The sequence below is a fragment of the Peribacillus sp. TH16 genome (assembly GCF_016651095.1).
Classification (GTDB): Bacteria; Bacillota; Bacilli; order Bacillales; family DSM-1321; genus Peribacillus; species Peribacillus butanolivorans.
Genome location: NZ_JAEKEM010000011.1, coordinates 46,363 through 72,483, shown reverse-complemented (window position 1 = coordinate 72,483; position 26,121 = coordinate 46,363). Strand labels below are relative to the sequence as shown.

Annotated in this window: 21 protein-coding genes; all 21 read right to left on the bottom strand. The window is 37.4% G+C overall.

Going from position 1 to position 26,121, the window contains the following annotated elements:
• Window position 1 precedes the first annotated feature (1 nt).
• The 21 genes from JFV29_RS28955 to rpmJ all read right to left on the bottom strand — a co-directional run bounded on the left by JFV29_RS28955 (window position 2) and on the right by rpmJ (window position 26,107).
• Window positions 2-1,456 (bottom strand): ABC transporter substrate-binding protein, encoded by a 1,455-nt coding sequence (locus JFV29_RS28955; protein WP_201188219.1) that lies wholly within the window; start codon window positions 1,454-1,456, stop codon window positions 2-4.
• 39 nt (window positions 1,457-1,495) lie between these two features.
• Entirely contained in the window at window positions 1,496-2,350 is an 855-nt protein-coding gene (locus JFV29_RS28950) for a carbohydrate ABC transporter permease (RefSeq protein WP_053349095.1), read from the bottom strand.
• 189 nt (window positions 2,351-2,539) lie between these two features.
• Complete coding sequence (locus JFV29_RS28945) at window positions 2,540-3,424, bottom strand: ABC transporter permease (protein ID WP_053349096.1); 885 nt, start codon at window positions 3,422-3,424, stop codon at window positions 2,540-2,542.
• A 255-nt stretch (window positions 3,425-3,679) separates the two neighbouring features.
• Window positions 3,680-5,185 (bottom strand): response regulator transcription factor, encoded by a 1,506-nt coding sequence (locus tag JFV29_RS28940; protein ID WP_201188217.1) that lies wholly within the window; start codon window positions 5,183-5,185, stop codon window positions 3,680-3,682.
• Window position 5,186: 1 nt separating this feature from the next.
• Window positions 5,187-6,857 carry a sensor histidine kinase gene (locus JFV29_RS28935; protein WP_201188215.1) on the bottom strand — a complete coding sequence of 557 codons (1,671 nt, stop codon included), beginning with the start codon at window positions 6,855-6,857 and terminating at the stop codon, window positions 5,187-5,189.
• 304 nt (window positions 6,858-7,161) lie between these two features.
• Window positions 7,162-10,296 carry an alpha-mannosidase gene (locus tag JFV29_RS28930; RefSeq protein WP_201188214.1) on the bottom strand — a complete coding sequence of 1,045 codons (3,135 nt, stop codon included), beginning with the start codon at window positions 10,294-10,296 and terminating at the stop codon, window positions 7,162-7,164.
• Between the two features lie 20 nt (window positions 10,297-10,316).
• Complete coding sequence (locus JFV29_RS28925; RefSeq protein ID WP_201188212.1) at window positions 10,317-10,961, bottom strand: YesL family protein; 645 nt, start codon at window positions 10,959-10,961, stop codon at window positions 10,317-10,319.
• Between the two features lie 67 nt (window positions 10,962-11,028).
• Window positions 11,029-13,686 (bottom strand): endo-beta-N-acetylglucosaminidase, encoded by a 2,658-nt coding sequence (locus JFV29_RS28920; RefSeq protein ID WP_207205217.1) that lies wholly within the window; start codon window positions 13,684-13,686, stop codon window positions 11,029-11,031.
• Between the two features lie 75 nt (window positions 13,687-13,761).
• Window positions 13,762-15,090 carry a glycoside hydrolase family 125 protein gene (locus JFV29_RS28915; protein WP_201188210.1) on the bottom strand — a complete coding sequence of 443 codons (1,329 nt, stop codon included), beginning with the start codon at window positions 15,088-15,090 and terminating at the stop codon, window positions 13,762-13,764.
• 5 nt (window positions 15,091-15,095) lie between these two features.
• On the bottom strand, window positions 15,096-17,813 hold the full coding sequence (locus tag JFV29_RS28910; protein ID WP_201188208.1) for an alpha-mannosidase: 2,718 nt from the start codon (window positions 17,811-17,813) through the stop codon (window positions 15,096-15,098).
• 1,085 nt (window positions 17,814-18,898) lie between these two features.
• Window positions 18,899-19,291 (bottom strand): 30S ribosomal protein S9, encoded by a 393-nt coding sequence (gene rpsI / locus JFV29_RS28905; protein ID WP_053349043.1) that lies wholly within the window; start codon window positions 19,289-19,291, stop codon window positions 18,899-18,901.
• Window positions 19,292-19,311: 20 nt separating this feature from the next.
• Window positions 19,312-19,749, bottom strand: a complete 438-nt coding sequence (gene rplM / locus JFV29_RS28900; RefSeq protein ID WP_034304960.1) for a 50S ribosomal protein L13 — start codon at window positions 19,747-19,749, stop codon at window positions 19,312-19,314.
• A gap of 267 nt (window positions 19,750-20,016) precedes the next feature.
• Window positions 20,017-20,757, bottom strand: a complete 741-nt coding sequence (truA, locus tag JFV29_RS28895) for a tRNA pseudouridine(38-40) synthase TruA (RefSeq protein ID WP_201188206.1) — start codon at window positions 20,755-20,757, stop codon at window positions 20,017-20,019.
• Between the two features lie 16 nt (window positions 20,758-20,773).
• Window positions 20,774-21,571, bottom strand: a complete 798-nt coding sequence (locus JFV29_RS28890; RefSeq protein ID WP_056521844.1) for an energy-coupling factor transporter transmembrane component T family protein — start codon at window positions 21,569-21,571, stop codon at window positions 20,774-20,776.
• Entirely contained in the window at window positions 21,571-22,437 is an 867-nt protein-coding gene (locus tag JFV29_RS28885) for an energy-coupling factor ABC transporter ATP-binding protein (RefSeq protein WP_056521841.1), read from the bottom strand. The genes JFV29_RS28890 and JFV29_RS28885 overlap by 1 nt, the downstream gene beginning before the upstream one ends.
• A complete protein-coding gene (locus tag JFV29_RS28880; RefSeq protein ID WP_056521838.1) occupies window positions 22,413-23,252 on the bottom strand; it encodes an energy-coupling factor ABC transporter ATP-binding protein in 840 nt (279 codons plus the stop codon). The genes JFV29_RS28885 and JFV29_RS28880 overlap by 25 nt, the downstream gene beginning before the upstream one ends.
• A gap of 375 nt (window positions 23,253-23,627) precedes the next feature.
• Entirely contained in the window at window positions 23,628-23,990 is a 363-nt protein-coding gene (gene rplQ / locus JFV29_RS28875) for a 50S ribosomal protein L17 (RefSeq protein WP_056521835.1), read from the bottom strand.
• Window positions 23,991-24,072: 82 nt separating this feature from the next.
• Entirely contained in the window at window positions 24,073-25,017 is a 945-nt protein-coding gene (locus JFV29_RS28870) for a DNA-directed RNA polymerase subunit alpha (protein ID WP_053349049.1), read from the bottom strand.
• 176 nt (window positions 25,018-25,193) lie between these two features.
• The gene (rpsK, locus tag JFV29_RS28865; RefSeq protein WP_028390438.1) at window positions 25,194-25,583 is read right to left on the bottom strand and encodes a 30S ribosomal protein S11; all 390 of its coding nucleotides are present in this window, start codon (window positions 25,581-25,583) and stop codon (window positions 25,194-25,196) included.
• A gap of 22 nt (window positions 25,584-25,605) precedes the next feature.
• Window positions 25,606-25,971 carry a 30S ribosomal protein S13 gene (gene rpsM, locus JFV29_RS28860; RefSeq protein WP_053349050.1) on the bottom strand — a complete coding sequence of 122 codons (366 nt, stop codon included), beginning with the start codon at window positions 25,969-25,971 and terminating at the stop codon, window positions 25,606-25,608.
• A gap of 22 nt (window positions 25,972-25,993) precedes the next feature.
• Entirely contained in the window at window positions 25,994-26,107 is a 114-nt protein-coding gene (rpmJ, locus tag JFV29_RS28855; RefSeq protein ID WP_003156543.1) for a 50S ribosomal protein L36, read from the bottom strand.
• Between the last annotated feature and the right edge of the window lie 14 nt (window positions 26,108-26,121).

The following is a 26,121-nucleotide window of genomic DNA, read 5'->3' as shown; positions in this document are numbered from 1 at the left end:
ATTAGTTATTTTTCTTCCACTCATCATATTGTTTTTGAATTTCTGCAAGCACTTTATCTAATCCAGCTTCTTTAAACTTCTTATTAGCCTTTGGTAGATATTCCTCAGGGTCAACACTGCCAGTTAATAGCGGAGGTGCATATTCATTCGCAACGTTTGCAATTGCTGCGATCTCTGTACGAACAGGATTTGTATCAAAATAGAAACCTAAGGTTGGTGCTTGAACAGAAGCATCATTGAATTTTTTGAACGCATCCCATTTATCTTCAGGATCATTTTCATATAACTTAAGAATGAAATGGTTTCCTAGAGAGTAACTTGGCATGTTGTAGCTTTCTACACGAGCTGGAAGGTCTTTAATTTTACCGTTATCGACCTCTTCATAATGCACACCTTCAATACCTCTATCAATTAAATTACGAAGGTATGGATCTGTATTTAATAGATTTAAGAACGCCATAGCCTTCTCTGGATGTTTGGAAGTTGCTGAGATAGCTTGAATAGCCCCTGTTACAGAGTTGTTAAATGTAATCGGATCATGCATTGGTTGAACGGCTACATTATAACCTGCAGAACGAGACCATATTAATTCCGCATATGGCTGGTACATTTCTTTACGTACGAACCAGTTTTGTACCTCTAACGGCCATGGATCTGTACTTGTTGCTGCATCCGCTTTTATATAACCAGCTTTATAGAATTCGTGCATTGTTTTTAACGTTTCCATCATAATATCTGATTCAAAGATATTAACTACCTTTCCTTTATCTCCTTCTAGAGGAAACGCAAACGGCAATTCATCTTCTAATACATAATCAAATGGTAAATACGGTTTGAAAGTTGCAATTGGTGTAAAGTCTGGCTCATTTTCTTTAACTGTCTGCAATAAAGGTTTCAAGTCTTCTAAAGAGTTAATGCTTGAAATATCCATATTGTATTTATCGACTATATCCTTATTAAATACGTACACACTTTGCTGACCTACTTCTTTGTTAGAAGGAATACCGTAAAGCTTTCCATCAATTTTAGCCCCTTCTAAGTACGCTGGATCAATTGTTGCTTTTAATTCTTTTCCATGTGTGTCAAGAAGTTCATTTAGGTCTTTAAATGCTCCTTTTTGTGCATTTAACACATAGTTTCCACCTGCAGTATAGGCAATATCAAATGATTCACCTGAAGCAATCATAACTTGCATTTTTTGATCATAATCGCCCCAGTCAATTTGTCTCATTTTAACGGTTGCGTTAATTTTCTCTTTCGTGTATTTACTTACTTCCTCCATTACTTTATCGACATCTTTTTGAGGTGTCCCAATCGTGTACCACGTAATTTCATAAGGTTTTTCTTCACCAGCTTTACTTCCGCTCGTTTTATCTGAATTCCCTCCACTACATGCAGCTAAAAATGTAGATAAACTTAATAAGAGTACTAGAATAATAGCTAACTTCTTATTCATTTTAACTCCCCCCTTTTATTTGTTTATTTCAAAAAGCAATTATTCCTTAACCCCACCGATTGTCAATCCACTAACAAAGTATTTTTGGAAAAATGGATATGCAATTGCTATTGGCAAAGTTGAAATAACAACCATTGCCATTTTTGCAGCATCTTGAGGTATTGCACTTAATAAATCATTTTGTATACCGCCTGCTAACGAATTTTGCCTTAAAAATTCTATGTTGTTTTCAATTTTCATCAGCATTGATTGCAGTGGCACCAAGTGCGGTTCATCAATGAACAACAGTGCATTAAACCAATCATTCCAGTAACCCAATGTACTAAAAAGGGCAATAGTTGCAAGACCTGGTAATGAAAGTGGAGCAACAATTTTGACAAAGATTCGTAATTCACTTGCTCCATCAATTCTAGCCGATTCTAAAATGGATTCAGGTACAGACCTTTGGAAAAAGGTTCTCATAATTAGAATGTAGAATGCATTCATTGCAAGTGGTAATATCAATGCCCAAATAGAGTTACGTAGATGTAAAAACTGTGTTGCTACTATATAGAAAGGAATTAGTCCTCCACTAAAAAGCATTGTAAAGAATGCAATAAAAGTAAAGAAACCGCGATATTTGAATTGCTTTCTAGAAATAGCGTAGGCATATAAAGAAATCATTATTACACTGACAAGTGTACCAAGCACCGTTACTACAATCGTTATAGTATAAGATTGAAGTAATTGATCCTTCATTTGCCACAAGTATCGATATGCTTCAAAACTCCATATTTCAGGTAGAAGCTGATATCCATTTCGCGCTAAGGTTTTCTCATCAGTTAAAGAGATGACGATTACATATAGAAATGGAAAGATACACATTATAGAAAATGACCCTAACAAAATGTTCATTAAAAGATTAGGAAACCCACTTAGACCATGTGGTGTGTACTTTTTCTTACGCTTACTTTTTTTGTTTGGTTGATTCACTTGGTTTTGAGCATTCCCTTTATTTAATGGAGTAGGTTGAGAGCTATTTTGATTTGTTATCATTGTATTTTGCCACAAAACTGCGGCCACCCTCCTTTCTCTCTCGTTTTTTTAAAATAGGGCATATTCTTTATCAACCTTCTGAACAAGATAATTTGTCAGCATTACTAATGCAAATCCAACAATTGATTGGTAAAGACCAGCGGCAGTACTCATACTAATGTCCCCCATTGTCGTTATCCCTCGGTATACATAAGTATCTATAACGTTTGTTACTGAATATAACGGACCTGAATCACGAGGAACCTGAAAAAACAGACCAAAGTCTGCACTAAAAATTCTACCAACGTTTAAAATGGTTAAAATAACAATGAGCGGTGTTATCATCGGAATCGTAATATTACGAATTTGTTGCCACTTATTTGCACCATCTATCATAGCGGCTTCGTAATAGTTTTTATCAATCCCAACTATAGCTGCTAAATAAACAATACTTCCATAACCAACGCCCTTCCACATACTTGTTAGAACGATAATAACAGGCCAATATTTTGCTTCGTTATACCACGATATAGGGTCTTCTACTCCAAACCATAGAAGTATATTATTAAGTAGACCTCTATCCACGCTTAGAAACGTGAATACGAAATAACTAACAACAACCCATGATAAAAAGTGTGGAAACAGCATTCCTGTTTGGTAAATTTTAGACAATCTCTTATTTGCGAGCTCACTTAGAACAATTGCCACAAACACTGCTAATATAAGCCCAACAACGATAAAGACTAAATTATATAGAACCGTATTTCTTGTAATGATCCAGGCGTCATTTGTATTAAATAAAAACTTGAAGTTTTCAAAGGCAACCCACTCACTATTTAGGATACTTGCAAAAAAACCATTCGGATCATATCGGAAATTTTTAAAGGCAATGACAGTTCCAAACATCGGAAGATATGAAAATAACAATAGCCAAATGGTTCCTGGTAAAACCATGAGGAGCCACACACGATTCTTATAAACATCTTGGAAAAAACTCTTGATACGATTCACAAAGCCCCTCCTCCCTTATATTGAAAACCCTTACATCTCTATATTAAGAAAAAGTCAAAAATGTATAAAGTTAACAATATTAAGATTTACTGTACTTATTAAACATTCGATAGTTAATACAGCATTTTTCATCATTTTTTGATTCTTTTAGGATCAGAGACGCTCCTCAAAACAAAAAAAATCCCGAATAACGGGATATCAAGATTTGATATTCATTGTTCTCCATGCTGATGGTGTAATCCCCACCGCCTTCTTAAACTGTTTATAAAAATAAGCAGAATCCGAATAGCCAACTTGTTTTCCAATTATTCCAGCCTTTAAATGTGTCCCTCTCAACAATTGCTTTGCTTTTTCGAGTCTTAAATGATTAATATACTCAGAGAAAACTAAGCCAGTTTCTTTCTGGAAAAGTTGTCCTAAGTAAATCGAATTTATATGAAATTTATAGCTTAATGTTTTCAAAGAAAGTTCCTCATAAAAATGTTCTTGAATATATTGCACCACGCTTTGAATAATAGGACTTCGATGCTCCGGCTTTTGTTCCAATGTTCTAAAAATTCCTTCGATAAAATCAATAAGAATGTCAACTAAAATTCCAATTGAATAGGCCTCTAAGATTCGCTTTACAATACCTACTGTTTGATCATTTGCATGTGACGATACATCTTTTTGGATAGACGTAACTATTTCAATAGCGAACCCTCTAATAATAGTTGGAGCAACCTTTTTAGTAGATTTATTAATCTCATCGAAGGCACCTTTGATCCACAAAAACGCCTTTTCCTGTTCTGAGCCAACAATATATCTCTTTAGATCATCCAATTCATTCGAAGTAGAAAGGCTTGCTTGCGTATACTGCTTTGTTAATTCATCTGTTATGAGTCCACTTTCTTTGAGTACTAATCGATAGCTAGATAACTCTTTTGCACGTTGATAGCTCTTATACAATTCACTTGTGGAGCAAACAAATGATCCAACATTAATATGATACTTTCCAGAAACATATCCAGCAAATAGCATGTTCAATTCATCTAGTTTTTTCTTAAGGCCATCTTCACAATTAAACGAAACTAAAAGGATAAGTTCGCCATCTGGATTAATAATACAGACAGACTGAAATAACTCCTCTACTCTTTTTCTAAAAAAGGAAGAGTTTTCATGTTCGCCATCTGATATTTGCATTAAAACAACAGCTAGATTCTGACCATCGAACTCCAAACTATACAACTCTACTCTTTCACGCCATTCTTTTGCATCGATGTCTTGATTAAGACATCGCCAAATCGTATTATCTCTTAAAATAGTATAGGCTTCCTCATTATTTGTAGATTTCTCAAGTTTCTCTATACTATTTTCCAATGTTGAAATGAGTTCTTGCTCATTGACAGGCTTTAAAAGATAATTTTCGATTCCTAGCTTCATACCCTTTTTCACATATTCAAATTCTTCGTATCCAGATAAAACGATATATTTTGTATTAGGATGACGTTCTTTCAACGTACTAATTAACTCTAATCCATCCATTATGGGCATCATTATATCAGTTAATAATATATCAACATGACACGTTTCTAACTTTTTAATAGCCTCACTACCATTAGAAGCTTCACCAACAACTTTTAGTCCATAATCTTCCCAAGGTACCAATGCTCTCATGCCTTCAATAATAAATGGTTCATCATCTACTAAAAATACGTTATACATGTTATATCTGTTCCCTCCTAGCTGCTGGAATTCTAACTTCTACAATAGTTTCTTCTCCTTCATTACTACTAATCTGAATTCCATAATTTTGTCCGTATTTTAATTGTATTCTTTGATGAACATTACTCAGCCCGATTGAGCCCTCAGAGGTGGTAGTTCCTTCTAATAATTTAGTTTGAATAGCCAATAGTTTATCTATTGGAATACCTCTCCCATTGTCTTTTATTATTATTTCTATTTCCCGATGAATTCTTTGAACTTTTATTAGTAATTCATTATTATTTGTTTCTTTTCGGAAGCCATGAATCAAATAATTTTCAATAAGGGGTTGAAGGGTAAATTTGAGAATTTTTTCGTCTAAACAATTTTCTGGAATCTCGTACGTTACGTGTAAGCGGTTAGAATATCTAATCTGATTTAGACCTATATACTCCTTAACATGTTGGATTTCATCAGAAATTTGAACGATTTCTTTACTACTTAAAGAATAACGAAATAATTGTCCTAAACTATAAATCATATTACTAGTTGGTTTAGATCCGTCAGCTATAGCTTTCATGCGAATAGCTTCCAATGTATTATATAGAAAATGCGGCTGAATTTGTGACTGAAGCGCTTTCATTTCAGCCTCTCTTTGGCGGATATTTAAAACATATACATCTTTAATATACATGTTTAGATCATCTAACATATCATTGAAACTTTCTGATATGGCTGTTAACTCGTCTTTTTCTCTACTATCAGGTATTCTAATTTGCAAGTTTCCATCTCGAACTTCGTGAATGGCAGTTTCTATTTTATTAATTCTTCTAGAATAAGATCTCATCGCAAAATAGGTTACAGCAATTGCTATACAGGAAAGTAAAACTGTAGATAATAACATATACCTATGAACAATCGTTATTTTCTTAATATCATCCTCAGGCATGAAACCTACATATAAGTAGCCCCTGTGGTCATCAGCCAATGTATTAATATAGTAGTTTTTTCCCTTCCACTTTATTTTCTTAAAGCTCGTTTCAAATGATATATCTTTCAATGGTACTGGAATGGTACCATCGTCTGACGAGTAAAGATAATCCCCATTACGTTGAAAAATATGGACTGTTCCTTTAAATTGGGATTTCCTCAAACGAATCAAATCTTGAATTCCCGCTGTATCATAAAAAACCGTCAGATCCCCTAATTTCTTAAGGGTCGCAGGATCATTAATGGAACGAGATATTTGAATATTGTTGAAGATACTCCTTTCTTGCTCCCACTCAACTTGCTTAAGTTGCAAGTCTTGAGGATGAACAGCTATATCTTCCTGAGTCCCTTTCTTTTGCTCTCTCCTATCCATATATTTATTCCATCTATAGTGGCTATTTATATATTCATACTCTGTACCGGGGCTTGCACTTTTTAAACGCACTGCATTGATATCAGGGTCTTGACTAAAATACGCTTGGAAAAATGTATTAAGGTTGTTCGGAATAAATGAAGAGTTTTCACTGTACTTATCTAGTCGATACGCAAGATATGAATCATAATCATGCTGCAATGCAAATGCAATATCATTATAAATCAGATCTGTTTTTAAATATAATTCTTGCATAACATATTGTACATGCTCATCTTTTTGCTGGAGATAAGATTCGACCCTTTCTAGTGTTTCTGTACTTGCGTCCATTTCTTTCTGAATAATAACTTCTGTATAATAGCGTGATAATACAAGTAGTAATAGAAACATTGTAAGAAGGATTGTTACGGAATAAGTGATTAAAATTTTGCTAAACACCTTATTCGTTAGCCGCCGCCTTATTATATTACTCAAGAACATCCTTTATATCCTCCCATGATGACTTACTAACTCAAGAACATCCCTTATATCCTTCCCTGCAGATTTACTAACTCAACTACTATTTTACTGTATTTCCTGCCGGAAAGTGAAGTTGATTCACTGCCCGACAGTGGGATAAATAGTTTATAATGTATTATCTTATTTCATCATGAAAATAGACTAGTATTGTTTTAATTTCATACGGTTTTATTTCTAAGTCGATTTGTTCGGTTTGTTTCTTGCTATCAACTTGTTCCATCAAGTTTGTTTCATACCATTCTTTAACGTTTCTTGGGAATTCAATCAAGACATTTCCGCGTCGCCCTTCATACTCATGAAGGCGAATAATTACTGCGTCATCACCCTCTTTTTTCTTTATCGCATCGACCTTAACATGATCGTTATTCAGATTCATAAACGAGCTTTCTTCTGGTGAAAATCCACCTTTTACTACTTTCAATTGATTATTTAAAAACCAAGCTTGCTTTACTGTTTGCCCAACTCTCCAATCTCCCTGATGAGGTAGCAGTGAATACGTAAACTCGTGTTCTCCTTGATCTGCGGTTGGATCAGGGTAGATTGCTGCTTTTAGCAAGGATAAGCGAATCGTTTGGTCTTTAATGTCATACCCGTATTTGCAATCATTTAACAAACTCACTCCGTACCCTGTTTCAGAAAGGTCTGCCCACTGATGTCCAACTGTTTCAAATCGTGCCATATCCCAGCTCGTATTCCAATGTGTCGGTCTCTTAACATTACCAAATTGAATATCATAAGTTGCTTCGGTAGAACGAATATCAACTGGGAATGCTACCTTCATTAACTTACGTTGCTCATGCCAATCCACTTTTGTTTTAAAATCAATACGTCTATTTTGAGCATAGAAAATCATATCTTGTTCAACCAAAGAATTTTGATACTTCCATTTCGTCCGGATGACAATACGAAGCGGACCATTTTCAACAACTTCACTTGATACTACATCACGGATTTCCTCCATTTTTTCTTGGTAATACAAATCAATATCCCACGCATCGTGTGCTAATGGTTTATCTTCAAAAATTTGAATGGTGTTTCCTTTTTCCTGTTGTGCTATTACTTCACGCCTAGCTTCCTTATCAAATATACGAGTCAGTTGCAGGGAGTTATTCCATTCAACTTGATAAAAAGGTGTTTCTAACAACATTCCCTTAATAAGAAATGGTGTTTTGTTTTCTACCATAGGATCTTGTTTGAATTGAATTTCTACTGCACCAAATTGTTTGGTCTCCTCTAATTCAACTAACCAACCATTTTCAGTTCGTTGGCTATTTAGAATTTCACCTGAACCTGATGTCCATCCTCCAACCACATCATTCGTTTGATCGTATGGGATGAATACACTTTGTTGATCTTGCCAACTAGTTGCATTGAAGACTGTATACGTTCCATGCTTAGGTTCAATAAACTCATTGAAATTATTCTGATCAATTTCGAGTTGTATATCTTCTGCTTGTTTATATTCCACTTTTGCATCTTCATATACTTCCTTAATGGATGAACCAGGAATAATATCATGGAATTGATTTCGCAAAATAATCTTCCAACCTTCATCAAGCTGTTGCTTAGGATATTTCGCCCATGAAGACATTAGAGAGTTCCACACAGACAACCATTCCGACTCCCTATAACTCAACTCGAGTTTACGATTCATTCGTTTTGTATATGCTTGACTTGTATAGGTCCCCCTGTGGTATTCAAGGTACAATTCACCGTCCCAAGTGTGGACATACTCATTTGAATTCTCAATATTTTCGTGTAACTTTTGGAAGTACTCTCCAGCTTTTGTCGTTTTTACTTTTGGCAGTCCTGGCATATTCTCAAATCTGCGACGAAGCTCTATCATCTCTCGATTGACTCCTCCACCCCCATCACCATACCCATAGGAAAGAAGTAAATCTTGGTTAACATCTTTATTCCGGTATGAATTCCATGTACCGTTTACAGTCTTTGCGGTAATCAGCCCATTATATGTATAAAACCATGAATCTTCCGAATTCCAAGGTTCAGGAGTGGTTACAAAATGAGTTAGGATTTCTGTCCCATCAATTCCACGCCATTTAAAAGTATCATTTGGCATACGATTGTACTGATTCCAACTTATTTTAGTGGTCATAAATGTATCGATTCCTGACTTTTTCAAAATTTGTGGAAGTGCCCAGCAATACCCAAATACATCTGGCAGCCATAGATACTTGCAATCTACCTCAAATTCCCTTTTAAAGAATTCCTTCCCGTACAAAATTTGTCTCACTAGTGATTCCCCGCTTGGAATATTACAATCTGCTTCTAACCACATTGCACCCTCAGTTTCCCAACGACCTTCTTTTACACGCTTTTTAATATTTTCATAGATTTCTGGGTAGTCTTCTTTAATATATTCATATAACTGTGGCTGTGTTTGGAGAAAATAATATTCAGGATATTGTTCCATTAATCTTAAAACAGTAGAAAAAGATCGAGCAGCCTTTTCACGTGTATGTTTTAAACGCCATAGCCATGCAACATCAATATGTGTATGACCAACACAATGAATGGTCACAGGATGATGTTTTTCGATTTCGTTAAGACTTTTATTTAATTCCACACTAGCAATCTCACAACTACTAAAAAATGCTTCATTACCTGGTTTACTCCAATTTATTTTCATAAAAGCTTGATTCAACGCTTTTATAATTGCATGTTTTTCTGGTCGGTCATCACCAAGTTCTTTAATTGTTTGCCACGCTGCTAGGGATGTATAATATAAATCATCTACAGCCTCGTCTAACCAAGCCAATTGGGCCATCTCAAGTGTATAAATTTGCTCCTTTGGCTCTCCACCACCTTCAAGTCCAGACCAAAGTCTGAAATCTAATTGAACAGTGTTTCCTATTTCGGTTGGTGGAAAAAATACTTCCTGATGGTTAGAATCAACACCTTGGTATGGATTCCCATTTAAGAATAATAATGATTCAAATCCAGAATTATTTCCTCCGCCTGTACGTCCAAAGTCAAATAAACCAACTACTTTTCTATTTGCCCATTCCGTCGGAAGTTGAACATCTGCATGTAGCCAAAGATACCGGTCTCGCCCCGTCCATTGGTCTCTTAGTTTTAAAGTCGATTCACCCTTTTCTATAGGAGGATATGTGCCTACTACACCCTCATCCTCAATCGTACTAAACTGACCAATCTCAATTCCATCACGATAGCGGTACTGCGCCAATTCTTGTATTCTTGCTTCTAGCTTTCTTTCTACTAAAAACATATAAATCCCCCATTTTTATATTAATTTATACTTTCCTCGATCTTCATATGTTCATTTACTTGTGATTGCTGTTGTTCTAGAGTTTTAAACCTTTTTATACAAACATTCATAATCCAATATGCAGGTAGTACACCTGAAATAAATGGTATAAGTCCCGGCATATTCGTGATTAAATAGCCAATAAAAAACAAACCAATACAAATCATTAATGTAGAAAAAGGACTAATAAGTGAAATAATAAATGATTGTTTTATGTAATCCTTTATTGAGTAATGATAATGTACATACAGAGGGAAAAAGTGAACAATAGCATTCAAATATAAAAGAATGATAAAGCTAATAAAGACATAAAGAATAACGGAAAACGTTCCTTCCATGCTTTCAGCAATTCTTAAATCGACATATAAAAAAAAGCCAATTACTGCATAAATCAGCCCAATACAATTTGAACGGACAAACTCTTTTTTAAAGGTTTCTTTAAATGTTTTCAATAAGGAAACATCCAGGTCCTTCATCTTCCACTTTCGTGTAACAGCAAATAAAGCAACAGTCGCCGGCATAATCCCAAAAACACCTAATCCAGCTACAATAAATACAAACCAAAGAATATTCGTCCATACTAACCTAACGATCCATTCACTTACTTCTTGTAACATTCTCCCCATGTTTTTCATCCCCTACCAATATGATAAAAGGAAAGGGGGAAAAACCCCTTTCCGATTATCATATTACTTAATATCCATATGCTTCGACTTCAAATATTCTAATTGCTTGATCTCCACCTTGAGTTGGTTGTTGGACAGAAAAGCGAATATATCGAGCTTCTGTCGTTGTAATGGCATGTTCTGAGATAGCATCTGTATTATTTGTGACAGTTACTGCGTTCGTCCAATTTTCACCGTCAAGACTTACCTCGATCGTGAATGCCCTCGTATTAAAGGCGGCTGGCTCTCCACCCGCTTCAGCATGTTTGACAACAAACTTTGATAGATGAAACGCCTCACCGAAATCGACTTCTAACCAATGATTTGCACCAATTGCACACCATTTACTATTATTCGTCACGATTCCATCAATCGCGTACTTTGGTCCTTCAGAAGGGGCGCATTGTCCACTAGCAGTTGCAGTTTTGTCCAGTGCAACGTTAGTAATGTTTTTTGCATCCTTTGAAATTGTAATAAATCCCTCTTTTGTAAGGACATCCTCCCCTTCGCTATTTTTAGCGATTAGGGTAACTGAGTACACTCCTTCTTCTTCATACCTTACAACTGGATTTTTCTCAGTACTTACTAAAGGTGTACCACCTTCAATCTGCCATTCAACTTCTTCTGTCGCTTCAGATGAATTGTTGAAAAATTGGATTTCTTCACCTGGTGCTGCGACTGTTTGACTTACGCTAAAGTCTGCCTTTGGTTGTGGGTATGCAGGCCATTTAAACATTACCTTCGCAGCTTTACCTCGAACAAAATCAGTAGTTACAGCTACGATTTCTAGGGTAGTTGCTGTTTCCTTACCACTTCTTCGTAAATTCGAAATGTAGTATGCATCGTTTGGAACTGCTCCGATAAATTCTTTTTTACCTTTAGGAAGGTCGCGATAAATTTCATAATGCTGAATATCACCTTCCACTGACTCCCATGATAAATCTAAATCAGCATATAGTCCCTTCAAGAAAGTTGGATTTTTCACCTTAGCTTTCGTTGATATAGCTGGGACCTCTTTATCGTTATGTTTATTTGTAACTTTAATTTCTCCGATGTTGATTTGATAATCTTTTATTGCATCATCACTCTCGAAGAATAGAGAAATAGTTGCAATTTTTTTTCCCTTATATTTGTTTAATTTAAATGTTTCTTCCATCCATTGATCTCGACTCTTTTTCTTCACATCAAAAAACACAAAATCATCGGGTTGATCCACAAAGCTTACACCAAGCTTCATGTTAGGCTTTTTCACATCAGTTTTGTAAGTTACAGAAATCTCAGTATCCTTTTCAACTGGTAGATTCGTTTTATAAAGCTTCACATGTGTCGCATTTTTTTTCGTTAGGTTACCAGAAACCTTCAAAGAGCTACCACCGTAAAATGCTGTATCCCAATCGAAATCAACATTTAGAGGCTCCCCTTTGCTATCCTTTAACCAGCGCCATGTTGGTAAAATATCTTGTAAACTACGGTTATTCCATTCTTTTATACTTTGTGTAGAACCACCTACTGCAAAGAATTTCCCACTACCTGTATTAAAATGTGTTACAAACGGAAGCTCTTGAATTACCGTTTTTGCAGTAAAATAGTGAGCCATCCCTTTCCAGTTTCCATTTTCACCAGTCTTGCGAGGATCCCCAGCTTTTCCAGTCCAGAATTCTTGTTCTTTCTGATAGAACGCTTCCATTGTTTCAGTTGTTTTAAAAGCCCAGTCTGGACGGTAAATCCCTAAGGAAGTCAAAGGTTTTTGTCCTTCTGGGAAAATGCCATTCCAAGGAATGTTTGTCTTAGTTCCATTTGCTTCTACATCAATGCCAGTATATAGGTCATATGGACTTCTACCAATTTCCAATGCCTTATCATGAGAAGATTGTTGATTCGTCCACCAGAAATTTAAAAACATACTGTCGGAAATTCTGTCATTACCATCTTGTAAGAACATTTTATTACGATCTGTTAAGTGATTTTGCCAGTTAATTGATCCGTTTTCTACCATTGAGTCATACCACATAATGTGCATGTCTTCTTGCTTATTGCCTTGTAGATATTTTAAAAACTTTTTCGTTTTTTGTGCAGTCTCATTATTTCCACCTGCTGTTTCTTGGTTGATAAACCAGCCGTCAAATCCGTAATATTTAGCAACCTCTAAAAGTTTGTCAGCAGCAGGAAATGACCCATCCTCACGCTGTGTAAGCATTTGGTCTACCCATTTCGCTTGTCCTCCGTACGTTATTGGAGGAAAGAAAATAGTACCTAAGATTGGAACGCCATTTTTATGAGAAGCATCAATCACATCAGCGCTTGGAGGAGTAATAATTCCTTCTCCAGCAGAACCCGCCCAATACACCATTAAATCAACGTACTGCCAGTAGCTAAATGTATTTGCAAAAAATTTATTTCCGCCTTGAGATGGAACCCCGCTTGTGTTGGAATTTAATGCCGATAATGCAACCAATTTAGCTTCTGACTGAGATGTTTCATTCACATTGAAAACAACTTCTCTATCAGCTAATGGAACAGTACTTTTGTTATATACAGCATCAGAATCATTTTCTGGACTCCACTTTAATAATGTTTCAGGATACCAATAAGATGATTCCGGCTGTTTTGCAAAACCCGTAATCGGAAGTACACAAACTAAAAGCAAACCTAAGAACGCAGTGACAAGACCATAGCTTATTTTCAACAAATTCCCACCCCTGTTAGTAAGATCATTTTATCCATCCTCTGCAACAACCAAGATGCGGTACTGTGTCTTAACTTAGATATTGTTTTCTTGTAGCTTTTTATAAAGCGGACTACCTTTAACTGCAAAACCACATAAACTTAATACAAATTCACTAAACATCGAATTCGCCCATGAGAACCACTCTCTCGTAAATTCTTCTGGTTGGTCTGAATTAAAGCCCTCATGCATAAATCCAGTTCCGCCATCCGATTGCTTCATCTCTTCCAAAATTCTCTTTTTATCAGAAGCATCTGTAGATGTCATCCCCTCAATTGCTAATGCAATATGCCATATATAATGATCGGGTGTATGAGGACTCCCAATTCCATTGGCCACTTTTCCTTCATAAAAGTAAGGATTATCTCTACTTAATAAAAAGCCGCGAGTATTCTGATAGGTTTTATCATCAAATTGGCACCAGCCCAGATAGGGAGCCGCTAGTAAACTAGGGATGTTCGCATCATCCATAAGATGATATCTTCCCATTCCATCCGTTTCATAGACATATAAATCTCCATAAATCGGATGTTCTAACACTGCATATTCTTCTATTCCTGCTTTTATCTCAGAAGCTAGTTGCTCACATTGCTTTGCAAGACTTTCATCCTTTAAAACTTCTCTACAAATCTCTGATGCATAACCTAGCACTACTACCGCAAACATATTTGCAGGTACTAAATAACCATATAAACAAGCATCATCACTTGGTCTAAATCCACTCCAAGTCATTCCTGTTCTCACAGTTTTAGATCCTTTCCCATCCCTGTTCAGAGTATCTGATTGTCTTACATCCATTCTTTCAAAGCTATATGGTGATTCATCCTCATGATTTTGTTCCACTTTCCAGACATGCAAAATCTTGTTCAATGCTTTTACAAATGTGTCATCAAAGTAGGACGTTCTTCCAGTTGATTTCCACAAAAGATAAGAAAGCTGAATTGGATAGCAAAGTGAGTCAATTTCATATTTACGTTCCCATGTCATTGGGGACATATCAGTTTTATCATCTTGATGGCCTTTTCCATTAGCGGTTTCATTGAATGCATTTGCATATGGGTCATGAACGATATAGCTCATTTGACGACGAACAACACCTTCAATTAATTTCGCCATTTCTTCGTCCTTTTCAGCAGCAAGTAAATATGGACGTACTTGGGCAGCTGAATCTCTTAACCACATAGCTGGTATATCACCTGTAATGACAAATGTTGTTCCATCTTCTTGTGGCTTTAGTGTTGTTTCATACGTATTAACAAAACATTGTTCAAACATCTCATGAAGCTTTTTATCTTCAGGGAAATTCTTCTTCACCTTTTCGATTAAATAAGATAGTGATTGTGGGATTGTTTTCTCAGTGTTCATTACCTTCACTCCTTCACTTGCCAACCAAGGCTAATAATTTCAAACGGTTTTACTTTTTCTTGAATTTGCGTATTTTCAAACGGCTCTTTCACATTCTCAACGATAGTACTCTTATAGCTATTTGTACCTTGCATTGGTTGAGCAATTACCCTTGTTTCTTTTTCAGATGTGTTAAACCACCGAGCAATTACATCATCTCTTTCCTCCGCTAATTTGATAGAAGAGATTGCTAATGATTTACCTTCCCAAGTAAAAAATGTCTTTTCGGTTGGAAGTAACCCTTCATGTACATCTGTTTGTACAGCAATCACAGGCACTTGGAAGTCATACGCCTCTTTGAATACTTCTGACTCAACCACTGTACCTTTGTGAGGGATAACCATCCATTCTGCTTGGTACGTTCCAATACATTGAGCCTCTGGTGTTGAAAATAGACCCCAATCCCCTAACTCAGAAGTTGAACGGAGAATCGTAACGGCTATTGTTTGTTGTTCCTCAAGGATTTCATACTCATGTAATCCTTTATTCGCAATTGTCATCCCATGCTTTCCATCTGTTACACTTACAAAAGCCTGTTGGTGATGATCGAAACTAGGATTGTCCCACTCTCTTTCAGGTATATTAGGACGTTTTGCCACTTCAAAAATACTGTCTGCATAGTGTTCATTCGTACTTAGATTAGTTGGAAAAAGAACACGTAGACGATGATCCTTTGCTTGGTTTTCAATTGTAACCTTAACAGAAGGCCCCTTCGCTTTTTGATCTAACTGAATATGAGTAGTTAAACGAATTGTTACATTTTCAGAAGATCGACCTGATAGCCGGTCCTTATGCCAAACTAATAGTTCCTTTTCTCGTTGAAATTGTTCATCAGCCTCTTTTGGAATCTTCCACTCATGAACAAGTTCTATAACGGAACGTAATGAATGGTCTTCAACTACTCTTATCTCCGCTTTCAAATCTTTCGTTGTAAGTGGAACTTCACCATTTGGCTTCCTAAACATATATTCGTTACCAATGTCCCCGCTATTCTCATAGATTCCTAGATTTTCGAATACTTTCCCAGTCTGTTTGTCAGTCAATGTATACGAACCATTTTCATGAACAAACAAATGAACAAATTCATTCTCCAATTCACGAGCACATTGATTAATCGATGGCTGTTCATTCAACTTCGTTTCCTTGGCCGGTTTGATATAAAATGTTTTATATCCATAGCCCGGAAGAGATTGAGCTAGGAATGTTAATTTGATAATTCTTGCATAATAGGGACGTCGGAAACCATCTCCTGGTAACTCATATCCAAAACGGGTACCAATGTCCTTTGTTTTACAAACATGTACCTTACCACTTTTATCAACCAAATTAATATCAGGTAAATCCTTCGAACCAAGGAAATCTGGAATCTCTGAAAAAGGCATATCTGAAAAATAGACTTTTTCTAGCTCAACTTCCTTTTCGATAACCACATCTCGTGTATTTCCTGATGTGTTAAAAACAACAACTGGAATCATATCCTCATCAACAACACTTTGTTTCGTTGAAATATGAGATACAACTTCATTGGCCTTCTCCTCGATAATAGTTGATGCAGTCTGCTGAACCTTCTCAAAACGAGTTACCATTTCTCGATGTACTTCATCTACACTACAACCGCAAATACTGTCATGTGGATGGTTTTCCATCAAAGTTTTCCATGCATATCGTAAATAATCACGTGGATATTCATGACCAAGAAAATAGGAAAAAACGGATAGTGGCTCAGCCACTTTTTCTAAAAGTGTTTGACACTTTTGATTCATCTGCTTTAAATAGATGCGGGCAGAGGCTGTATTTACAAGAGTTGACCACCCATCTGTACGTTGATTCCGCAGTTCACCGGTAATCGTCTGGAGTTGTTCTGGTAATGATTCCTGAAGTACTTCCATATAATCATCAAAATTAGAGTGTACAAACGTGATATCTGGAAAAAGTTCTTCAGCCACCTTGATTGCATCTCCTATATCCACTTGAATTGGCTGATGATCACAACCATTCATGAAAAGAAGATTTGGTGTTGAAGAATATTTCTTAGCATCAGCTAGTTTTGTTTCCCAATATTTTTTCGCACTCTCTCTATCCACTGGTACTTCATTGCCGTTTGAATACCAATTCGCAAACAAAACACCAAGCACCGCCGATCCATCTGGCGACTTCCACTTAAGTTCTGAATATGGCGATTCAAATGTTTTCGCATCGCTCACCATATTATTAAATCCGGTTGGTTTTACACCTCTCCCAAACGCAGCAGTTTTAATATTAGCTTGCTGAAGCAATTGAGGTGCTTGACCGTAAATGCCAAATGTATCTGGGAAGTACCCTACCTTTGACACAACACCGTATTCCTTTGCAGCTTGTAACCCATACAACATATTTCTGACATTCGCTTCCGAGCTTGTTAAAAATGCGTCCTGTAACACATACCAAGGACCAATATGAAGCTTTTTTTCTTGTACTAGCTTCTTAATCAATTCTTTTTTATCAGGACGAATTTGGAAATAATCTTCTAAAATAATCATTTGTCCATCCAAGTGAAAGCTCTGAAAATCTTCCCCCTTTTCAAACAAATCGATAAGTGTATCCATCAACTTCACTAAGTGGTACCGATGCTTTTCAAAAGGCATATACCATTCCCGATCCCAGTGGGAGTGAGAAATAATATGCGCAGTAGTCTTAAATTCCATTTTGTTTCCCTCCTATATCTCAAATCCTTCGACAGGATAGTAGCCGCAGCACCCTTTATTCCCGTCAATGTACCATGACGCTTTTTCTAACTTCAGTAATTAGCTATCTTGGTGTAAAAGGTAATTGGTTATTTTCTACTAGCCATTAATAAAATGCTGGCTGTTCGATGATGGCACCACCACCTAATACGAACAGCTAAGGATTTAATACTTGAACTGCTAGATCGGCATTAGGAAAGCGCTATCAATATTTTGTACTATAGGATAACCATGCCACGATTTAGATTGTGTGGATTTAGTACCTTCACTTGTTTCGAATCTAGCTGACCCGGAGCACCTATACCGATTCCTGTAATGGTTAGGAATTGTTGCATTGAATTCTTTTACACACGATACACTCAAGTTGGTAGCGTATAACCTGGTATTTTACTTGGGTCGGAAATTCATGTGCTGGTAGGACGTCTCCATCCTCTTGTACAAAGTCAATCGCTATATTCGTTGCTCCAATATCATGCCTATACCAGTTTTCATGTACAATCGCCTTCTTCTACTTTTCTTCACATTAACGATATGTTTCAGCAAATCAATAGTCAATCACCACAGAGAAAGTGATAAGCTTTTTCCATATAATCTAAAATTTATCCATATTTTATGAAAGTGCAATTTTTTTTTAGTTTAAGACCTTTAGAAAGACAAAAAGAGCCGAGTAGATCAATGCACCCAAATTTAGAGTAGTGGGGGAGATATCATTTTAAAGTCAAAATTTCAATGCTTGGCTTACTTTTATGATAAGTATCTGTAATTTTTGAAAAGCATAAAGAACTTTACCCCATTACTATACATGCTTCCCTTTTATTTGAAGCTGGTGCAGGTATAAAAGAGGCTCAAGAGCGATTAGGTCATCTGGATATTCAAATTACAATGAACGCCTATAAACACCTTACAGACTACTTAATAGAGCAGACAGGAGAGCCCCAAAGGTACATTGAGCTATGATAGTGATGAAATACGTGTGGGCAAAAAATTTTATACAAAAAAAAGACCCCCAACCAAAATGGTTGAGAGCCTTTGAAACGGTAATAGAATTAACGTTTTGAGAACTGAGGTGCACGACGTGCGCCTTTAAGACCGTATTTTTTACGTTCTTTCATACGTGGGTCACGAGTTAGTAAACCAGCAGATTTAAGAGCTGGACGGAATTCTGGATCAACTTGAAGCAATGCACGAGCGATACCGTGACGGATTGCTCCAGCTTGACCAGTGTATCCACCACCGCTAACGTTTACAAGAACGTCGTAATTTCCAGTAGTTTCTGTTGCAACTAGTGGTTGGTTAACAACTTCACGTAATGCTGCGAAAGGAATATATTCATTAATGTCACGACCGTTAATAACGATGCGACCTTCGCCTGGTACTAAACGTACACGAGCTACTGAGCTCTTACGGCGACCAGTACCATAATATTGAACTTGTGCCAAGATAGTAACCTCCTTAGTAATTATCCGCGTAATTCGTATACTTCTGGTTGTTGAGCAGCGTGTGGGTGCTCAGCTCCAGCGTATACGTGTAATTTTTTATAGATTTGACGACCAAGAGAATTCTTTGGAAGCATACCTTTGATAGCAAGTTCAAGCATTCTCTCAGGGTAGTTTGTACGCATTTCAAGAGCAGTTCTAGTTTTAAGACCGCCTGGATGCATAGTGTGACGGTAATAAATTTTGTCAGTCAATTTTTTACCAGTCAAATGGATTTTTTCAACATTGATCAAAATTACATGATCACCAGTGTCAATGTTTGGTGTAAAAGTTGGTTTATGTTTACCACGTAAGATGGATGCTACTTCAGTAGAAAGGCGACCCAAAGTTTTGCCTTCAGCGTCAATCACATACCATTTACGTTCTACTTCATTAGCTTTCGCCATAAATGTCGTACGCATGGTTAACCTCCTAAAAAACTTTTTAATTTTTTATATTTATTTTCAATCACAATAAACTTCCGGGGCTTATCGTGGGATTAAAATACATACCATATTATATTAACTTCTCCCAGTTTCATTGTCAAGGGAATGTTACACTAGGATAAGTTGTCTATAAAACACTTTCTACAACTCAGCGAAAAGATCAGTATCGCCTCAACCCGCTTTACTATTGACCTTAACCATTTTGTCACTTGTAAAAAAACTGGTATCACACTTAAAATATTTTTATTTGTAAAATACTTTCCATAAATACAGTCCATGACCTGGTGCTGTTTTCCCAGCAAAACTGCGGTCTTTCTTGTCCAATATCCCAATTATATCTCGAGGTGCTATTTTGCCGCTCCCGACTTCTAGAAGCGTCCCAACTAAGATACGCACCATATTATACAGAAAGCCTTCTCCAACAAAGCGAAAAACCATAAATCCATCAGTCTCATTAAAATCCATTTCTTGAATAGTTCGGACTTTATCGACCACTTCTGTTTTTGCCGAACAAAAACTTGTAAAGTCATGGGTCCCTATTAAATAGGACATTGCTTCCCTCATTGCCTTTTCATCTAATGAATAAGGATAATGATAGGCGTAATTGCGTTGAAACGGATCCTGCAGTTTTGAACGGGCAATAATATATCGGTACTCCTTGCCAGTCGTATGGAACCTTGCATGAAAATCTGCAGACACAATATCGACTTCCAAAACGACGATATCGCTTGGAAGAAGGGCGCTGAACGCCTTTACCCAATTTTCAGTAGGAAATGTAAGGGGTGATTCAAAATGAATGACCTGACCCTTTGCATGAACCCCTGAATCTGTCCGGCCTGAAGCTGTCACTTTTACAATTTCACCCTTATGCATTTTGGCTAGGACTTCCTCAAATTCACTTTGTATCGTTCGTTTCTCAGGTTGCACCTGATAACCAGCGAAATCTGTGCCATCATAAGCAATCACACATTTATATTTTGGCATATAGTACTCTTCCTTATTATGAACGTAATAAAAATAACATGACCGCAAGAGCACCTAGAGAGACCATCAACAGGCTGTCACTAGTCTTCCAACTTAATTGACGGTATTTTGTACGGCCTTCCCCACCACGGTATCCTCTGGATTCCATGGCTGTTGCCAATTCTTCTGCCCGTTTGAACGAGCTCACAAATAATGGGACAAGCAGCGGTACTATCGATTTAACCCTATCCTTTATTGGACCTGATGAAAAGTCAACTCCCCTTGCTGTTTGTGCCTTCATGATTTTTTCGGTTTCTTCCATTAGCGTTGGAATGAATCGAAGGGCAATGGACATCATCAATGCTAGTTCATGAACCGGCATCTTCCATTTTTTTAAGGGACCCAACAACTCCTCCATTCCATCAGTAATGGATATCGGGGTTGTCGTCAACGTTAATAGAGACGTAACCAGAATTAGTAAGGTAAACCTTAAGGATATAAATAACCCTTGAATCAAGCCACCTTCGTAAATTTCAAACCAGCCATATTTAAAAAGGACTTCTCCTTCTTTCGTAAACAAGATATGCAGTAAGAATGTAAAGACGATTAAGAAAAAGATAGGTTTTAATCCATTATAAAGATAGCGAAGCGGAATCTTAGAAAGACTAATCAACATTACAGTAAATACAGCAAGCAAAGAGTATGAAACGACATTATTCGCCAAAAAAACGACACAGACAAACAGGAATACCAAGAGTAGCTTAGCCCTCGGGTCCATTTTATGCATCACAGAGTCAGAAGGGACATAACGCCCGATAATCATTTTATCCAGCATTAGCGGTTCCCCCGTTTCATCGCTTTATCGATTTCTATCGCTAAATCCCCGATATTAAGACAAGGGTGATCAAAACGAACACCTAGTTCCTTCTGAAGCTTGAGTTGAAAACGGACCGTATCAGGTACATCCAGACCAAGCTCTAGCAACTGCTCAGGTTGGGAAAAAATCTCCTGAGGAGTTCCTTTTTTGAACACCGTACCCTGGTGCATGATAACGATGTCATCCGCATACTTAGCTGCATCCTCCATGCTATGAGTCACCAGAATCGTTGAAATGCCGCGAACTTTATGCAAATCATAAAACATATCCATAATCTCTTTCCGTCCTCGTGGATCAAGTCCGGCTGTAGGCTCATCTAGTACCAATACTTCAGGTTCCATAGCCAGTACACCTGCTATGGCTACCCGTCGCATTTGACCACCGGATAAGTCGAATGGAGATTTTACCAGGATATCCTCACTTAGTCCAACTTGTACAATGGCTTTCCTTGCTAATTTCTTAGCTTCTACTTCAGAAACCCCAAAATTCATTGGCCCGAAACATATATCCTTTTCAACGGTTTCATCAAATAGCTGGTGTTCCGGAAACTGAAAAACAATACCGACCTTTTGTCTAATCGGCCGTAATAACTTTTCTTTTTTTCCGGCTTCTATCGTCCGGTCTCCAATGAAGACTCGCCCCTTAGTCGGTTTTAAAAGAGCATTTAAATGCTGCAGTAACGTTGATTTACCTGAGCCTGTATGGCCTATTATTGCAGTATAGGTTCCCGATTCCATTGAAATATTAACATCATGAAGGGCTAGATGTTCAAAGGGAGTATTGACCTGATAGCGGTATTCTACATCATCGAGTGTAATTCGCATAAATCCTTCACCAACTCTTCCTCTGTCAAATGCCCATTCACAACACGAACACCATTTTTTTGCAACTCTTTAGTTAGTTTTACCGAAAAGGGAATATCTAGACCAAGAGCTATTAATTCTTCCTCTAATTCAAAAATATCTTGAGGAGGCCCTTCGCGATATAACTGACCTTGATTCATGACTATCATACGATCAGCTTTCGCAGCTTCCTCAAGATCATGGGTAATCGATATAACTGTAATCTCATTTTCCTGTTTTAATTCTCTCACAGTTTCAAGCACTTCTTCACGGCCTCTTGGGTCAAGCATAGAGGTTGCTTCATCTAAGATGATGATATCTGGCTGTAAGGCAATGACACCTGCTATGGCCACTCGTTGCTTTTGACCGCCGGATAGATGGTGCGGCTCTTGATTAAGAAAGGCATTCATTTTAACCTTATTCAGCGCACCATGAACACGCTCCACCATAACCTGCTGAGAAACACCGGCGTTTTCTAAACCAAAAGCCACATCATCCTGAACTGTAGTGCCTACAAATTGATTATCTGGATTTTGAAAAACCATGCCAATTTTCTGGCGTACATCCCAAACGGTTTCTTCCGTCAATATTTGATCATTAATCATAATCGTACCTGAGTGGGCGAACTGAAGACCATTCAATAACTTCGCTAATGTCGACTTGCCGGAACCATTATGGCCAACGATCGCAAGCCACTCCCCTTGATAAATATCAAAAGAAACATCATCTAAGGCGTTTCGAGACTGACCCTCATATCTAAAAATAATATTCTCTAAAGAAACCAGCTTCTTCCCCATGTGGCCCTCCTCATCCTCGACTGCACTCATCTTATCTTAACTCTGCTGAATTAACATAAATAAACAATGAAATATCGGTATTTATTCTTCTGAAAATATAAAAAAACGCTGCACCCCTTCCACCGAAAGAATTTTCGGTAAATTAAGAGCAGCTTACAGCGGGCCTGTTACGAAAAACAGGTTATCTTATAATCGCTTATAAAAAGCGGGAAGGGATGCTTGAGCTAGACGTGAAGGCTCCCTGTAGAACAGGTTCCGCCAGCCATCGTAACACTCAATGCGAATTTCTAAAAAAACAGAATTTCTATAAAAAAAGAAAAAGGGCAAAGAACAAGTGAGTATATTCATTTGTCCTGCCCTTTTTCATCGTTGTTATTAAACTAATTCAATAACCACGACTGGTGCACCGTCACCGCGGCGTGGACCAACTTTCATGATACGAGTGTATCCGCCTTGACGTTCTTCATAACGTGGAGCAACGTCACTGAATAGCTTTTGAAGGGCATCTGTACCATTCTCAGCGTCAGCGATTTCGTTACGGATGAATGCTGCAGCTTGACGGCGTGCATGCAAGTCACCACGTTTACCAAGAGTGATCATTTTATCTACTACAGAACGTAATTCTTTTGCACGTGCTTCAGTAGTTTCAATGCGCTCATGGATAATAAGATCCGTAGCTAAATCACGAAGTAATGCTTTACGTTGTGCGCTAGTGCGTCCTAACTTTCTGTAACCCATTAGAGATTCCCTCCTTTGTTGAAGTTCTATATTGTGTGTCTATTACAAGGCTCACAACATAATGGATGATTCCGCCATGTTATCAGTCGTCTTTACGAAGACCTAAGCCTAATTCTTCTAGTTTCGCTTTCACTTCTTCGAGTGATTTACGGCCTAGATTACGAACTTTCATCATATCTTCTTCCGTTTTGTGAGCAAGCTCTTGAACGGTATTGATTCCAGCACGTTTCAAGCAGTTATAAGAACGAACAGAAAGGTCTAATTCTTCGATCGTCATCTCAAGAACTTTTTCTTTTTGATCCTCTTCTTTTTCAACCATGATTTCAGCATTTTGAGCTTCGTCAGTTAACCCAACAAAGATATTTAAATGCTCTGTTAAAATCTTAGCTCCAAGTGCTACCGCTTCTTGCGGACCCGTACTGCCATCAGTCCAAACATCGAACGTTAACTTGTCAAAGTTAGACAACTGTCCAACACGTGTATTTTCAACTTGGAAAGATACTCGTGAAACTGGAGTGTAAAGAGCATCGATTGGAATTACACCAATTGGCTGATCTTCTCTCTTGTTTTGAACAGCAGGAGTGTAGCCGCGGCCGCGACGTGCAGATAAACGCATACGCATATGACCGTTTTTACCGATTGTAGCAATATATAAATCCGGATTAAGAATTTCTACATCACTATCATGAGTGATATCAGCAGCCGTAATGACTCCGTCACCTTGAACGTCAATTTCTAGCGTCTTCTCTTCATCAGAGTAAATCTTTAGAGCTAGTTTTTTCACATTAAGAATGATAGATGTAACATCCTCTACGACGCCTTCAATTGTTGAGAACTCATGTAGCACTCCATCAATTTGTATAGCTGTGACAGCAGCACCTGGGAGTGAGGATAAAAGGATACGACGTAAGGAGTTACCCAATGTAGTACCATACCCACGCTCTAGTGGCTCTACGACGAATTTACCGAATTTGGTATCGTCGTTGATTTCAACCGTTTCGATTTTTGGTTTTTCTATTTCGATCATCAATAAACCCTCCTTCAAAACGTCAAAACCCCGGTAAGTAAACATGTCACTTAAACCGAAATTCCCCATGTATACGTTCCCGCTGTGCGCAACAACTGAAAATTAATCTTCTGTAAGAACGCAAACTTAGTATTATATCCCATTATTGACAGGAATACAAAATCTATACAGAAAAATTAAACACGGCGACGTTTTGGTGGACGGCATCCGTTATGTGGAACTGGAGTTACATCTTTAATTGCAGTTACTTCTAGGCCAGCAGCTTGAAGTGCACGAATAGCAGCCTCACGTCCAGCACCAGGTCCTTTAACTGTAACTTCAAGAGTTTTCATACCATGTTCAATTGATGTTTTAGCAGCTGTTTCAGCAGCCATTTGTGCAGCGAATGGCGTAGATTTACGAGATCCACGGAATCCTAAAGCTCCAGCACTTGACCAAGAAATAGCATTACCATGAGAGTCAGTGATCGTAACGATTGTGTTATTGAATGTTGAACGAATATGTGCAATACCAGTTTCTATATTCTTTTTCACACGACGTTTACGTGTATTAGTTTTACGTGCCATGAAAAGTAACCTCCTTTACTAATTATTTTTTCTTGTTAGCTACAGTACGACGAGGTCCTTTACGCGTACGAGCATTGTTTTTTGTATTTTGTCCACGAACAGGAAGTCCACGACGGTGACGTAAACCACGGTAAGAACCGATTTCCATTAGACGTTTAATGTTAAGGGAAATTTCACGACGAAGGTCGCCTTCTACTTTTAACTTGTCAATGATATCACGAATTTTGTTCAATTCGTCTTCCGTTAAGTCACGAACGCGAGTTTCTTCAGAAACACCAGCTTCTGCAAGAACTTTAATCGCTGTTTGTTTTCCAATACCATATATATATGTTAATGAGATAACAATACGTTTGTCACGGGGAATATCTACTCCAGCAATACGTGCCATGCTTGAGTGCACCTCCTTCTATTTAGCCTTGTTTTTGTTTATGTTTAGGGTTTTCGCAAATAACCATAACTTTACCTTTTCTGCGGATAACTTTACACTTTTCGCAGATTGGTTTGACTGATGGTCTGACTTTCATTGCTATCTAACCTC

What these genes read in the sequence shown, in the direction of transcription:
- JFV29_RS28955 (WP_201188219.1), bottom strand. Translation starts at nt 1,456, where the DNA reads ATGAATAAGAAGTTAGCTATTATTCTAGTACTCTTATTAAGTTTATCT.
- JFV29_RS28950 (WP_053349095.1), bottom strand. Translation starts at nt 2,350, where the DNA reads ATGAACATTTTGTTAGGGTCATTTTCTATAATGTGTATCTTTCCATTT.
- JFV29_RS28945 (WP_053349096.1), bottom strand. Translation starts at nt 3,424, where the DNA reads ATGGTTTTACCAGGAACCATTTGGCTATTGTTATTTTCATATCTTCCG.
- JFV29_RS28940 (WP_201188217.1), bottom strand. Translation starts at nt 5,185, where the DNA reads ATGTATAACGTATTTTTAGTAGATGATGAACCATTTATTATTGAAGGC.
- JFV29_RS28935 (WP_201188215.1), bottom strand. Translation starts at nt 6,857, where the DNA reads ATGGACGCAAGTACAGAAACACTAGAAAGGGTCGAATCTTATCTCCAG.
- JFV29_RS28930 (WP_201188214.1), bottom strand. Translation starts at nt 10,296, where the DNA reads ATGTTTTTAGTAGAAAGAAAGCTAGAAGCAAGAATACAAGAATTGGCG.
- JFV29_RS28925 (WP_201188212.1), bottom strand. Translation starts at nt 10,961, where the DNA reads ATGGGGAGAATGTTACAAGAAGTAAGTGAATGGATCGTTAGGTTAGTA.
- JFV29_RS28915 (WP_201188210.1), bottom strand. Translation starts at nt 15,090, where the DNA reads ATGAACACTGAGAAAACAATCCCACAATCACTATCTTATTTAATCGAA.
- JFV29_RS28910 (WP_201188208.1), bottom strand. Translation starts at nt 17,813, where the DNA reads ATGGAATTTAAGACTACTGCGCATATTATTTCTCACTCCCACTGGGAT.
- rplM (WP_034304960.1), bottom strand. Translation starts at nt 19,749, where the DNA reads ATGCGTACGACATTTATGGCGAAAGCTAATGAAGTAGAACGTAAATGG.
- truA (WP_201188206.1), bottom strand. Translation starts at nt 20,757, where the DNA reads ATGCCAAAATATAAATGTGTGATTGCTTATGATGGCACAGATTTCGCT.
- JFV29_RS28890 (WP_056521844.1), bottom strand. Translation starts at nt 21,571, where the DNA reads ATGCTGGATAAAATGATTATCGGGCGTTATGTCCCTTCTGACTCTGTG.
- JFV29_RS28885 (WP_056521841.1), bottom strand. Translation starts at nt 22,437, where the DNA reads ATGCGAATTACACTCGATGATGTAGAATACCGCTATCAGGTCAATACT.
- JFV29_RS28880 (WP_056521838.1), bottom strand. Translation starts at nt 23,252, where the DNA reads ATGGGGAAGAAGCTGGTTTCTTTAGAGAATATTATTTTTAGATATGAG.
- rplQ (WP_056521835.1), bottom strand. Translation starts at nt 23,990, where the DNA reads ATGGGTTACAGAAAGTTAGGACGCACTAGCGCACAACGTAAAGCATTA.
- JFV29_RS28870 (WP_053349049.1), bottom strand. Translation starts at nt 25,017, where the DNA reads ATGATCGAAATAGAAAAACCAAAAATCGAAACGGTTGAAATCAACGAC.
- rpsK (WP_028390438.1), bottom strand. Translation starts at nt 25,583, where the DNA reads ATGGCACGTAAAACTAATACACGTAAACGTCGTGTGAAAAAGAATATA.
- rpsM (WP_053349050.1), bottom strand. Translation starts at nt 25,971, where the DNA reads ATGGCACGTATTGCTGGAGTAGATATTCCCCGTGACAAACGTATTGTT.
- rpmJ (WP_003156543.1), bottom strand. Translation starts at nt 26,107, where the DNA reads ATGAAAGTCAGACCATCAGTCAAACCAATCTGCGAAAAGTGTAAAGTT.